The sequence below is a fragment of the Mycobacterium sp. VKM Ac-1816D genome (assembly GCF_000416385.1).
Lineage (GTDB): Bacteria > Actinomycetota > Actinomycetes > Mycobacteriales > Mycobacteriaceae > Mycobacterium > Mycobacterium neoaurum_A.
Genome location: NZ_AOHQ01000131.1, coordinates 101,202 through 114,102, shown reverse-complemented (window position 1 = coordinate 114,102; position 12,901 = coordinate 101,202). Strand labels below are relative to the sequence as shown.

The 12,901-nt window shown below is 68.5% G+C and carries 11 protein-coding genes and 1 tRNA gene; 8 read left to right on the top strand and 4 right to left on the bottom strand.

What is annotated here, in order from left to right:
• The first annotated feature begins 95 nt into the window (after positions 1-95).
• The 4 genes from G154_RS10360 to G154_RS10345 all read left to right on the top strand — a co-directional run bounded on the left by G154_RS10360 (position 96) and on the right by G154_RS10345 (position 6,127).
• Positions 96-2,459 carry a lysylphosphatidylglycerol synthase transmembrane domain-containing protein gene (locus G154_RS10360; protein ID WP_019513938.1) on the top strand — a complete coding sequence of 788 codons (2,364 nt, stop codon included), beginning with the start codon at positions 96-98 and terminating at the stop codon, positions 2,457-2,459.
• 71 nt (positions 2,460-2,530) lie between these two features.
• The gene (locus tag G154_RS10355; protein ID WP_019513937.1) at positions 2,531-3,004 is read left to right on the top strand and encodes a TspO/MBR family protein; all 474 of its coding nucleotides are present in this window, start codon (positions 2,531-2,533) and stop codon (positions 3,002-3,004) included.
• A 1-nt stretch (position 3,005) separates the two neighbouring features.
• Complete coding sequence (locus G154_RS10350) at positions 3,006-4,121, top strand: diguanylate cyclase (RefSeq protein WP_019513936.1); 1,116 nt, start codon at positions 3,006-3,008, stop codon at positions 4,119-4,121.
• 38 nt (positions 4,122-4,159) lie between these two features.
• A complete protein-coding gene (locus tag G154_RS10345) occupies positions 4,160-6,127 on the top strand; it encodes an acyltransferase family protein (RefSeq protein ID WP_019513935.1) in 1,968 nt (655 codons plus the stop codon).
• Between the two features lie 9 nt (positions 6,128-6,136).
• Here G154_RS10345 and G154_RS10340 read toward each other — a convergent pair whose 3' ends face one another.
• Positions 6,137-6,514 (bottom strand): RNA polymerase-binding protein RbpA, encoded by a 378-nt coding sequence (locus G154_RS10340; RefSeq protein ID WP_019513934.1) that lies wholly within the window; start codon positions 6,512-6,514, stop codon positions 6,137-6,139.
• Positions 6,515-6,872: 358 nt separating this feature from the next.
• On the opposite strand from G154_RS10340, the gene G154_RS10335 reads away from it, so the two are divergent.
• On the top strand, positions 6,873-7,640 hold the full coding sequence (locus G154_RS10335) for a cutinase family protein (RefSeq protein WP_019513933.1): 768 nt from the start codon (positions 6,873-6,875) through the stop codon (positions 7,638-7,640).
• 53 nt (positions 7,641-7,693) lie between these two features.
• Here the strand turns inward: G154_RS10335 and G154_RS10330 are convergent, their stop codons facing one another.
• Together G154_RS10330 and G154_RS10325 are read right to left on the bottom strand one after the other, a co-directional pair.
• The gene (locus G154_RS10330) at positions 7,694-9,034 is read right to left on the bottom strand and encodes a PE-PPE domain-containing protein (RefSeq protein WP_131701290.1); all 1,341 of its coding nucleotides are present in this window, start codon (positions 9,032-9,034) and stop codon (positions 7,694-7,696) included.
• Between the two features lie 500 nt (positions 9,035-9,534).
• Positions 9,535-9,617: transfer RNA gene (locus tag G154_RS10325), tRNA-Tyr, on the bottom strand.
• A 71-nt stretch (positions 9,618-9,688) separates the two neighbouring features.
• Between G154_RS10325 and G154_RS10320 the strand changes: the two genes are divergently transcribed.
• Together G154_RS10320 and G154_RS10315 are read left to right on the top strand one after the other, a co-directional pair.
• A complete protein-coding gene (locus G154_RS10320) occupies positions 9,689-10,180 on the top strand; it encodes a YajQ family cyclic di-GMP-binding protein (RefSeq protein WP_019513931.1) in 492 nt (163 codons plus the stop codon).
• Positions 10,181-10,246: 66 nt separating this feature from the next.
• On the top strand, positions 10,247-11,272 hold the full coding sequence (locus tag G154_RS10315) for an NAD(P)H-dependent glycerol-3-phosphate dehydrogenase (protein ID WP_019513930.1): 1,026 nt from the start codon (positions 10,247-10,249) through the stop codon (positions 11,270-11,272).
• Between the two features lie 78 nt (positions 11,273-11,350).
• On the opposite strand, the gene G154_RS10310 is transcribed toward G154_RS10315, so the two are convergent.
• Positions 11,351-11,890, bottom strand: a complete 540-nt coding sequence (locus G154_RS10310) for a hypothetical protein (RefSeq protein ID WP_019513929.1) — start codon at positions 11,888-11,890, stop codon at positions 11,351-11,353.
• Between the two features lie 117 nt (positions 11,891-12,007).
• Between G154_RS10310 and G154_RS10305 the strand changes: the two genes are divergently transcribed.
• Positions 12,008-12,868, top strand: a complete 861-nt coding sequence (locus tag G154_RS10305; protein WP_019513928.1) for a type IV toxin-antitoxin system AbiEi family antitoxin domain-containing protein — start codon at positions 12,008-12,010, stop codon at positions 12,866-12,868.
• Positions 12,869-12,901: the final 33 nt, after the last annotated feature.

The following is a 12,901-nucleotide window of genomic DNA, read 5'->3' as shown; positions in this document are numbered from 1 at the left end:
AAAGCCACGCCGGCTGCGAATGACCGGAATTCTCTCACAACGCGGTGCGTCCCGCCTCGCGCACCGATCCGCCCGCCCCGGTTACGTTTGTCCCCGTGCGAGTCGACGGTCGGGACATCAGCGTCACCGGCAGCTTGCTGCAACCGCTCACCCGGCGCACCAACGAGATCCTGCGGGTGGTGCTGTCGGCGGTGTTCCTTGCCGTCGTCATCACCAGCTCACTGATCACCCGTAACGACTGGGTGGCCCTGGAACGGTCCATCTCCGAGATCATCGGCGTGCTGACCCCTACCCAATCCAACCTGGTCTATCTGGCCTACGGGGTGGCCATCCTGGCGCTGCCGTTCGTCATCCTGGTGCAGCTGATCATCGGCAGGCACTGGCGGCTGCTGGCCGCCTACGGCGCCGCGGGCCTGATCGCCGTGCTGGCCCTGTCGATCACCGGCCGCGGAATCGCGGCGCCGCAGTGGCATTTCGACCTCGGCGACCGGCTCGACACCCAGCTCTCGCAGTTCCTCGACGATCCGCGCTGGGTCGCATTGCTGGCCGCGGTGCTGACGGTGTCCGGGCCATGGCTGTCCCGCCGGCTGCGCCGGTACTGGTGGGCGCTGCTGCTGGCCTTCGTGCCGATCCACCTGTTCGTCAGCGCCGTCGTGCCCGCCCGCACCCTGCTCGGGCTGGCCGTCGGCTGGTTCGTCGGCGCCTTGGTGGTCTGGGTGGTGGGCACTCCCGCGCTGGAGGTCCCGCTCGACGGCGCCGTGCGCGCGCTGGCCCGCCGCGGTTTCGTCGTATCCGCCCTGGCCGTCATCCGGGCGCCCAGCGAGGGCGCGCTGGTGCTGGCGGCCACCGGTCCCGACAGCACCGCCGTGGTCGAGCTGTACGGACCCAACCAGCGCAGCGGCGGTGCGCTGAGCCAGCTGTGGCGAAAGTTCCGGCTGCGCAGCGACGAAACCGCCCCGCTGCACGCCTCGATGCGGCGCACCATCGAACACCGCGCGCTGATGGCCATCGCGATCGACACCCTTGGTCGGTCCAACATCTCCTCGGTATCGGTCGGCGCGCTCGACCGCGGCTGGACGCTGTACGCCCGCAAACCCGCGCGCGGTGTCCCGCTGAGCGCCGAGGCCGCGCCCGTGACCGCCGTGTGGGAAGCGCTGCGGGTGCTCCACGACAACCAGATCTCGCACGGCGATCTGTGCTGCGGCGAGATCACCGTGCACGACGGACTGGTGCAGTTCGGCGGGTTCGTCAACGCCGAATACGGCGCCACCGACTCCCAGCTGCAATCCGATATCGCCCAGCTGCTGGTGACCACCTCGGCGATGTACGACCCGGAGTCCGCGGTCGCCGCGGCCATCGAAACCCTCGGCCGCGACACCGTGCTGACCGCGTCGCGCCGGCTCACCAAGACCGCCGTGCCCGCCCGCATCCGGGATTCGGTGGATGACCCCAAGGCCGTCATCGAGGCGGCGCGTGCACAGGTCCAGCACCAGACCGGGGCCGACAAGATCCGCACCGAGACCATCACCCGGTTCACCCGCATCCAGCTCATCCAGCTGGTGCTGCTGGTGGCACTGGTCTACGTGGCCTACCCCTTCATCAGCACGGTGCCCGCGTTCTTCGACGAGCTCGGCAACGCCAACTGGTGGTGGGCACTGGTCGGGCTCGGGGTGTCGGCGCTGCGCTATCTGGGTGCGGCCGGCGCGTTGTGGGCGTGCGCCGACGGGCTGGTGTCCTACCGCCACCTGGCCATCATGCAGGTGGCCAACACCTTCGCCGCCACCACGACGCCCGCCGGTGTCGGCGGTCTGGCACTGAGCACCCGGGTGCTGCAGAAGGGCGGACTGTCCACCATGCGCGCCACCGCGGCGGTCGCGCTGCAACAGAGCGTGCAGGTGCTGGTGCACGTGGTGCTGCTGGTCCTTTTCACCACCATCGCCGGGGCGTCGGCGAACCTCTCGCATTTCGTGCCGAGCGCGACCGTGCTCTATCTGGTCGCCGGTGTCGCCCTCGGGCTGGTCGGGGTGTTCCTGTCGGTGCCCAAGCTGCGGGGCTGGTTGGCCTCGTCGCTGGCGCCCAAGGTGCAGGAGGTCAAGACCGATCTCTGGGAGCTGTCCAAGGAACCCAAACGCCTCGCCCTGATCGTGCTGGGCGCCGCGGGGACCACGCTGGGGTCGGCGCTGGCGCTGTGGGCCAGCATCGAGGCCTTCGGTGGTGACACCTCGTTCGTCACGGTGACCGTCGTGACGATGATCGGCGGCACGCTCGCCTCCGCCGCCCCCACCCCCGGCGGTGTCGGCGCGGTGGAAGCCGCCCTCATCGGTGGTCTGGCCGCCTTCGGTGTCCCGGCCGCCGTCGCGGTGCCCGCGGTCCTGCTCTACCGGGTGCTGACGTGCTGGCTGCCGGTGTTCGTGGGCTGGCCGGTGATGCGCTGGCTGACCCGAAAGGACATGATCTGACGGTTTCACCCGCTCGCCGGGTGGATACTGGACAGGGACACGCACGTACCCCCACAAGCCTGGAGCGTCCCTTGCAGATTCGCACGCTTGCACCGACCGCACTCGCCGTCGCCGCCACGGCGGTGGTGGGCAGCCTGGCCAGCAAACCGGCCGTCGAATCCGATTGGTACGCAAAGCTTAAGAAGCCGCCCTACCAGCCGCCCGGAGCGGCCTTCCCGGTCGCGTGGACCTCGCTCTATACCGATATCGCCGTGGTCTCGTCCCAGACGCTCGACGAAGCGCCGCCCGAGGTGCGCCGCGGATACATCCGGGCCCTGGTGCTGAACCTGATCCTCAACGGCGGCTGGTCCTGGTTGTTCTTCAACCGGCGCAAGCTGGGCGCATCGGCGATCGCCGCCGGGGCCCTTGCCGTCAGCAGCGCCGACCTGACCCGCCGTGCCGTGGCCGTCCGGGGCGCCAAGGCCGCGTCGCTGGGCCTCTATCCGCTGTGGTGCACCTTCGCCACCGCCTTATCCACCCATATCTGGGTGCTCAACCGAAGCTGACTTGCCGCGCCGTTCCACGGTCTGGCGCCTCGCCGGTGCGCCGCACTACTCCGATCAGTTCCGGCTGTGGTGGAACGACGACGTCGACCACCACTTCCTGCTGAACTTCCTGCGGGCACGCGGCTTCCTGACATCGCTGCGCGTGGTCATCGCCGTGGTCGGAGCGCTCATGGCTGTGGCGATGTTCGCGTTGCTGGCGACCGATATCGCAGAGCCGGCAGGCCCGATGCGGATTCTGGTCACCGCGATCACCGTCTTCGCCGTGGCATGGCCGTTCTACTGGCTGTTCGGACCGTGGCCGAACCCGCGGATGTCGATCGCGTTGTTCCTGTTCATCGACCTCGCGATCGCAGTCGCGGGATTCGCCCACCGCGACCCGCTCGCCGGCCTGACCGCGACGCCTGTCTTCGCGGTAACCGGCATCTACATCCTGTTCTTCCACGGCGCCCGCGCCATGGTTGCGCATCTGCTGATCGTCGTCGTGGCGATTGCCGCGCTGGCGGCTCGGCTGGCGGTCTCGGACTATCCCGACGCGATGCCCCTGACCGTCGGCAAGACCGCGGTGGCCGTGCTGGTGACGGTGTTCATCCTGCCGTTCGCTCAGTTCGCGTTCTGGCTGATCCGCAACAGCTCGGTGGAATCGCTCATCGACCCGCTGACCACGCTGGCCAATCGACGCGGGCTGCTCACCCACATGTCCCGACTGGTCGGCACTGGCGCAGATCTGGGCACGCTGTGCGTGTTCGTCATCGACATCGACAAGTTCAAGAACGTCAACGACCGGCACGGCCACGCCGTCGGCGACGACATCCTGGTGCAGACCGCCGAACAGGTGCGCCGGGTGCTCGGCCCATCCGCGCTGGCCGCCCGCACCGGCGGCGAGGAGTTCGTCGTCGTCGACGCCATGCCCGCCGAGCGGGCGGTCGAGGTCGGCTCGCAACTACGGGCGGCGATCGGTGCGGTGGGCCCGCCCGGGGTGACGGTGAGCATCGGCGCGGCGTGCGGTCCGGTCCAGGGCATCGAGTGCTTCCAAGGGCTGCTGCAGAACGCCGATAACGCGATGTACCGAGCCAAGCGTGACGGCGGCGACCGGGTGTCCATCGCCGACCCCACGTAGCCATCTCCTCGACTTGGCCCCGTTATGCTCGGGGCGCCTTGCAGACGACACAGCCCACCCCCATTCCCGTTGCACCCGTCGGGCGGCATGTCCGCCACGACCTCGACGCGCTGACGGTCATCGCGGTGACCCTGGTCGTCATCGGGCACCTGTGGCTGGGCCGGGTGTCCGGCGGCGTGGACGTCCTGCTGGTGCTGGTGGGTTACTTCTTCGGCTCGCGCATCCTCGGCTGCCAGGGATCGGTGTGGGTCGAGGCGTGGCGCTGGACCCGCCGGCTGGTCCCCGCACTGGTGCTGATGCTGGCCGTCTCGGCCGTCCTCACGGTGCTGGTGCAGCCGCAGACCCGCTGGGAGTCCTTCGCCGAGCAGACGCTGCCCAGCCTGGGCTTCTATCAGAACTGGCTGCTGGCCACGACCGCGGGCGACTACTTCCAGGCCGGCCAGACCGTCACCCCGCTGCAGCACCTGTGGGCGCTGTCGGTGGCGGGCCAGGTGATGCTGGCGCTGGTCGCGGCGGCCTGGTTGATCCGCCGGCGCGGACCGCTGCTCGCTGTCGTCGCGTTGGCCGCCGCCGCGTCCCTGGCGTGGGCGGTGGTGCAGACTGCCAGTGACCAGACCGTCGCCTACTACAGCACGCTGACCCGCGCCTGGGAGCTGCTCGCCGGGGTGCTCGCCGCGGCAGTTGTCGGGCGGTGGACCTGGCCGTCGTGGCTGCGGCAGGCGGCCGTGGCGATCGGTGTCGTCGCGATCATCGTGTCCGGGGTGCTGGTCGACGGCGTCGTCGACTACCCCGGACCGTGGGCGCTGGTGCCGGTGTCGGCGACGGTGCTCGTGGTCATCAGCGGACCGTCGGGCCCGTCATCGGTCGGCGTCATCACCTGCTCCTACGCCATGTACCTGTGGCACTGGCCGATGCTGATCTTCTGGTTGGCCCACACCAACGACGACACCGTCGGCATCGGTGAGGCGGCCGCGATCCTGGGTGCTGCGGCGCTGGCCTCGTGGCTGACCTGGCTGTCGGTGCGGGCCGGGACGAGCGCCTGGCGCACGGTGCTCGCCGGTGCCACCACCGCGGTTCTGGTGGTCGCCCTCGCCGCCGCCGCGGTGGGCTGGCGTGAGCACGTCGAACAGATCCGGGCCAGCGGCACCGAGCTCGCGACGCTCCCGCTGCGCGACTACCCCGGCGCACTGGCCCTCGGCGACGGTCGGCGAGTGGCCAAGCTGCCGATGCGCCCGACCGGGCTGGAAGCTCCCGATGACGTTCCGCCGTCCACCCTCGACCAATGCCTCGCCGACTTCGGCGGCGAGGAGGTGGTCAGTTGTGTCTACGGTGACCCGAAAGCCACCCGCACCATCGCGCTGGCCGGCGGCTCGCATTCCGAGCATTGGCTGACCGCGCTGCATGCACTGGGCCGACAGCACGGTTTCAAGGTGACCACCTATCTGAAGATGGGGTGCCCGCTGACCACGGCCGAGGTCCCGATCATCGCCGGGCCCTTCACGCCGTACCCGTCGTGCCGCACCTGGTCGGACAACGCGCTTGCCCAGATCGTGGCGGAGCGTCCCGATTACGTGTTCTTCACCACCACCCGGCCGATCCTCGACGGGGACGGCGACTACGTGCCGGACTACTACCTGGGTGTGTGGGACGAGCTGTCCGACAACGGTATCGGCATGCTGGGTATCCGGGACACCCCGTGGATGCTGCGCGACGGTCGGTTCTTCTCCCCCGTCGACTGCCTGGCCTCCGGTGAGGACGCCGACACCTGCGGGGTGCCGCGCACCGAGGCGCTCGCCGACCGTAATCCGACGCTGGATCATGCCCAGGACTACCCGCTGTTGCAGGTGCTGGACCTCTCCGATGTGGTGTGCCGACCGGACATCTGCCGGGCCGCGGAGGGCAATGTGCTGATCTACCACGACGCGCATCACCTCTCGGCGACCTACGTCCGCACCATGGCCGACGAGCTGGGCCGACAATTGGCCGCCGCGACCGGCTGGTGGTGAGCGCGCGGATCAGTCACGGTCGGCGGGACGCGAATGCGCCCGCGGGCCGTCGCCGCCGCGTCGGCGCGCACCGATGATGGCCAACCGCTCGGCCAACAGTTCGTCGAGTTCCTCGATGGTTCGACGCTCGCGCAGCATGTCCCACGGAGTGCGAACATGCTTGCCCTTCTTCGGTTCCTCGGCTACTCCGTTGAGCAGGCTTCCCTCCATGCCGTTGCGGCACTGCCAGCGGCCGGGTGCCTCAGCGCCGTCGGCGAAGGGTACGTCGAATTCGGCGCCGTCCGCGGTGCGGTAGCGGGCGATCTGCCGCGGCTGTGGCGGGATGTTGCGGTCGGTCTCGTAGCTGATGGTCCCGAGCCGGCTGCCCTTCAACCGATGGTGCGCCATCGTCACACATCGCTGACGCGTCGGAGGGGTGCGGAAAAAGTGGGGTACACGGCGGGCTCTCTTCGCGAGGCGTGGTGAAGCTTAGGAGTGAACCGCAACGCCCCTTGGCGCTTGCTCGCCTTCATGCCCGCGTGAACGGAGGTCCACCTCGACCGTACTCCGACACAGAGGCCGGGGCGTCGAAGTCGCCATTTCGCCCAGCATCCAACCCCGGCAGCCGGCGCGCTGATTCCGCGCGCTCAGGTGAGATGGATCACTTGACAGCCGTGGAATCCTGCCCGCCGTTCGAGGCTTGTAGCAGGTAACTGCCACCACTACTCGCAGCGATGGCACATCGGATTCCAGAACGGGGAAACTCATGAGCACATCGCCACAGACCTGGGCGGCGCGGGCCGCACGCTCGGCGCTGTTCGCCGCCCTGGCCGTCTTCGCCGTCGTGGCGGGACTGTTCGCTGGTCCCGCCGCCACCGCGAAGGCCGCCGCCGACTCCTGCGCGGATGTCGCAGTGGTGTTCGCACGAGGCACCTTCGAGGCCCCCGGCGTCGGCGCGACCGGTCAGGCGTTCGTCGACGCGTTGAACGCGCGGCTGCCCGGCCAGTCGGTCAGCGTGTACGGCGTCAACTACCCGGCATCGCTGGACTTCGGTCGGGCCGTCGACGGTATCGCCGACGCCACCAACCACATTCAGCAGATCGCCGCCGACTGCCCCGACACCAAGATCGTGCTGGGCGGGTACTCGCAGGGCGCCGCGGTGGCGGGCTACAGCACCAGCAGCAGCGTGCCCGCCGGGTACACCCTGCCCGCCGGACTGGCCGGGCCGATGCCCGCCGATATCGCCTCGCATGTGTCCGCGGTCGTGCTGTTCGGGACCCCCGACAACTGGTTCCTGAGCCTGGCCGATCGCAGCGCTCCCCCGATCGCCATCGGCGACCTGTACGCCGGGAAGAGCCTGCAGCTGTGCGCCGCCGGCGATCCGGTCTGCTTCCCCGGCGGGTGGGACCGCGCCGCACACAGCTCCTACAAGAGCAACGGAATGGCAAACCAGGCAGCCGATTTCGTGGTAGGACGCCTCGGCGCCGCAGCCCCGTCGGCGACCATGGTGCAGGCGGCCGCGCAGGTCGGCTGATCCCGAGACCATGGAGGCCCCCTCCGGCGAGGGGGCCTCCATGGTGTTGGTGGCTACTCGGGATCGGCGCCGTCGTCGTCTCGGGAGGTCGGCGCCGCGGTATCGGCGGGCTCGGACGGCTCGGGACCCGGATCGGTTTCGGCGACCTCGGGCCCGGGCTCGGGAGTCGTCGACGCGTCCGGATCATCGACAGAATCGGTGAATTCCGCACGCTCGAATGTGCGTTCTTCGGAATCTGATTCGTCGTCATCGGACGCTACGGCCAGGGCCTGCTGTTGGGGTTTCGAGGTGATGCCGTTGAGCTCGGCGTCCCGATCCTCCATCGCGTCGATGATCTCCGTAGTCGTGTCCGGCGCGGTGACCACGGGCGGCGCGCTCGGCGGTTCCGGCGTCGGCGCCGTCCCGGCAAGAATCTCGCCCGCCCGTGCGAAGCCGGCAGCGATGTTCTGCAGGTGGGCGAAAGCCTGCTGCGGCGAGGGCAGGAACTGGATTCGGCCGGTCTCGTACATGCCGGTGCTCTCCACCATCGGCTGCAGGATCGCCTGCAGGGCGTCGATGAACTGGGTCGGCACACCGAGCAGCTTGAGCGGCATCAGCAGCGGCATCACCGGGCTGTGCACCCGCACCGTGACGACGTTTCCGTCGACGGTGACCACGTTCTCGGGATCCTCGAAGTCGAAATCCTGGAGCCGGGAGTGCTCGAAGACGAACCCGGCGGCCAGTTGGATCCAGCTCATCGGGTTGAACAGATACCGCGGGAAGTACGCGATGGGGTCGTATTCGCGGTTGACGCGCAGATAGGTTCCGTCGGGCAAGGCGATGGCGCCACCCAACACATCGGACCCGAAGGTGGGCTCGTCGGGGCCATAGCGGGCGAAGATGCCGGTGCCCGGGCTGTTGGAGTCGCCGTAGAAGACGCCGAACACGCTCGACATGTCATAACCGGTGGCGGCCAGCCGGTTCAGCGCCTCGGCGGCGACACGGCCACCGAACGATCCGGTGTTGATGGCGCTGACGGTGGTCGCCGGGTCACGGGCCGCCAGCAGTTCGGTGAGCCAGGTTGCCCCGGCGTCGACGGATGCGGCGGTGACGCTGCCGGGATAGCGGACCGGGTCGTTGAGGACGGTGACGTCCTGGATGCGGCGCCAGACGCCGCCGTCCTGGGTGTCCAGGGCGCCGGCCGGGAACTGCACACCGGCGCCGGGCACGGCGAACAGCGCCAGCGCGGCCAGCTCGACGGCATCGGCGGACAACATGCGGTGCTGCTGGACCACCGGTATCGCGGGGGCGGCCGGCACGGTGTGGTCGACGACTCCGCCGGCGAGCAGGAGGGCCACCGCGGGTACCGCGACGGCGACACGACGGCACCTACTGATTCGACGGTGCTTGTTCACCCCGGACTCCTTCACAGCAGATCCCCCGTCGGCGCACCACCAGTTGCTGAAACTGCACCCACAGGTGCGTCTTTCGCGGCGACACCGATCCCCTACGGCGGATAGTAGGCCCCCAGCGCACATCCGCGCAGCCCGTGTTCGCGGCACGAAATTTGCTGAAATCGCGTGTTCACGTTCGCCACCGGGACTGCGCGCTTCGCGGACGTCAGCGCACCGAGCGGTAGCTCGGCCGCGGGCGGCGGGCAGTTGTCGGCAACACGCCGTCGGCTCCGTCGGCCCAGGATCACGCCCGGTCGCGACGCCGCCAGCGACCCGGGGCGCCACGCCACTCGGTCTGTTCATGCGTTACCCACCGCGCTGTATCGCCGCCGGCGGTGCAGCCGCTGTGAGGTTGCTGAAATCGACCACGCATCGTGACAGGCGTCCAGAGATTCAGCCGATCGACGGACGGCTGCCCCCACAAACACGTCAGGCCCCCTAGAAAGGGGGCCTGATCAGTGTGGCAGGTACAGGATTCGAACCTGTGTAGGCGTTAGCCGACGGATTTACAGTCCGCTCCCATTGGCCGCTCGGGCAACCTGCCGGATTTGGTGCGAGTAGCAGACTACAACGAGGATGTACTGAAGACGAAAACGGCACCATGAGGAGGGTCCAATGGCGGATTCAAGCTTCGACGTCGTCAGCAAGGCTGATCGCCAGGAGGTCGACAACGCGCTCAACCAGGCGGCCAAGGAGTTGGCCACCCGGTTCGACTTCCGCGGCACGGACACGACCATCGAGTGGCAGGGCGAGGAGGGCATCATCTTGACCTCCTCCACCGAGGAGCGCGTGAAGGCCGCGGTCGACGTGTTCAAGGAGAAGCTGGTCCGCCGCGACATCTCGATGAAGGCCTTCGATGCGGGCGACCCGCAGCCCTCGGGAAAGACCTACAAGGTCATCGGCAGCATCAAGCAGGGCATCGACAGCGAGAACGCCAAGAAGATCACCAAGCTGATCCGCGACGAGGGCCCCAAGGGCGTCAAGGCCCAGATCCAGGGCGAAGAGATCCGGGTCAGCTCGAAGAAGCGGGACGATCTGCAGGCCGTGCAGGCGCTGCTGCGCGGGGCCGACCTTCCGGTGGCGCTGCAGTTCGTCAACTACCGGTAGCGCTTCGGCCCCCGGGAGTTGGGCAAGTCGGGCTCACCGGCACCGTCGCGGCAATACCCTGACCGGATGGCACCTGCACAACGCGAACCGAACGTCGTCGTCCTCGGCGGCGGCTCCTGGGGAACCACCGTCGCCTCCATCTGCGCTCGGCGCGGACCCACTCTGCAATGGGTGCGCTCCGAGGAGACCGCCAAGGACATCAACGAGAATCACCGCAACTCGCGGTACCTGGGCGACGAGTGCGTGCTGCCGGACGGACTGCAGGCGACCACCGACTTCTCCGAGGCCGCCCAGCGCGCCGACGTCATCGTGATGGGCGTGCCCTCGCACGGCTTCCGCGGTGTGCTCATCGAGCTGGCGCGCGAGCTACGCCCGTGGGTGCCGGTGGTGTCGTTGGTGAAAGGCCTTGAGCAGGGCACCAACATGCGGATGAGCCAGATCGTCGACGAGGTGCTGCCCGGGCATCCGGCGGGAATCCTGGCCGGGCCCAACATCGCCCGCGAGGTCGCCGAGGGTTATGCCGCCGCGGCCGTGCTGGCGATGCCCGATCAGCACCTGGCCGCGAACCTGGCCGGGTTGTTCCGGACCCGGCGCTTCCGCACCTACACGACCGATGATGTCGTCGGCGTCGAGATGGCGGGCGCGCTCAAGAACGTCTACGCCATCGCCGTCGGCATGGGCTACTCGCTGGGCATCGGGGAGAACACCCGCGCCATGGTGATGGCCCGCGCGGTCTCCGAGATGTCCAAGCTGGGCGTCGCGATGGGCGGACACCGGGACACCTTCGGCGGGCTGGCCGGGATGGGCGATCTGATCGTCACCTGCACCTCGCTACGCAGCCGCAATCGGCATGTGGGTGAGCAGCTGGGGTCGGGGAAGACCGTCGAGGAGATCATCGCGTCGATGAATCAGGTCGCCGAGGGCGTCAAGGCCGCCTCGGTCATCATGGAGTTCGCCGAGAAGTACGACCTGAGCATGCCGATCGCCCGCGAGGTCGACGGTGTCATCAATCACGGGCACACGGTCGAGGACGCGTATCGCGGACTGATGGTGGAGAACCCTGGCCACGAGGTGCACGGCTCCGGGTTCTGAGCGCACCAGCCCAGGAGCTACCTCAGTTCAGTGTCGAGACGTCTCGCACCGAATGGCTGAAACCGGGTAGGAGCCGGGTCAGTTGAAGTAGGGGTTGCGTCCCTCGGGCCGGTCCAGCAGCGGATTGGTCGGGTTGACGATCCAGCTGCCGCCCGGGCTGATCACGAATCCGGACTGGTCGAACGAGTTCTGGCATGTGACCATCGCACCATCGGTGCCGCAGGTGACGTGCTGGAAGCTGATGCGCGAGTTCGCGGGCAACGGCAGCGCCGGCTTGTCGCCGACATAGACCGGGTTGGCCGCGACGGCGAATCCCGGGGCGCCGATCTGCGCGCCGGTGACGACGTTGGCGCCGCCCGGGGCACCAGGAAAGGGTGGTCCGCTACAGCCGTAGCTGCCATTGGCCCGGCTCATGACGCAGGTGATGCCCGCGCCGGCGGTGAAGGCGTACATGCTGCCGTCGTTGACCGCGTACTCCGAGGGCTTCACGAACGCGTAGCCGCCGATATCGGGCGCCGGTGGCGGGGGCGGCGGCGGAGGGGGTTCGGCTCCCGCGATGGCGGGGGCACCCAGCGCAGCCATGGCTGCCACGGCACACAGCACACCTCGGGTACGCATGCGCCACACCCTATCCCCTCGTGCGATTTCGGTGAGGATTCAGGCGCTTACCGCACGGATCCTCACCGAAATCGCAAAGAGTGGAACCGGACAAGGCGACGCTGCGTCGAATCAAGCATGCTGAACGACCACCTGCGTTGCAATGACGGCGTCATCACGCTGGCACAGGCGCGCTCGTTGGGCCTGAGTCCGGACGCGGTGCGGCGGCGGGTGCGCGCTGGATTGTGGCGCCGATGTGCACCAGGGGTGTACTTCGCAGACGACCGTCCCTTCGGCGATGCAGCACGTATCCGGGCCGCGGTCTGGTCCTATGGGCCCGCCGCATGCGCGAGCGGACTGGCCGCCGCATGGTGGCACGGGCTCACCCGCTTCCCGCCCAAGATCGTGGAAGTGACGTTGGCGCGCAACGGATACGGCCGCGCCAGGCCAGGATGCCGCCCCCGACGTCGTGATCTCGATTCTCGCGACGTCGTCGGCCTGCGCGGTCTTCGCGTCACCACGCTGCCGTTGACGGCCGTCGAAGCAGCCACCCGCCGCTCCGGCGGGCCGAAGATCATGGACTCGGCGTTGCAGGCGAGCGCCACCCTGCCCGAGCTATGGCAGACACACATGCGGAACAAGGGTCGATATGGGTCACCCGCCGCACGGCGACTACTGCGCGCGGCGGAAAGCGGCGCCCAATCCGAGGCCGAACGGCTGATGATCACTCTGCTCGTGGAGCACCGCATCACCGGATGGGTGGCCAACCATCAGGTCGGCCCGTACAAGGTTGACGTCGCTTTTCCAGGTCTCATGGTGGCCATCGAGGTGGACGGCTGGGCTTTTCACAGCGACCCGGACAAGTTCGTGAAAGACCGTCGCCGGCAGAACTACCTCGTCCTGAACGGATGGACAGTGATCAGGTTCACCTGGCTGGACCTTGTCGAGTATCCGAATCGGGTCATCTCAGTCACCCGCGCTGCGATTTCGGTGAGATAACGTGCGCAGACCGCACGTATCCTCACCGAAATC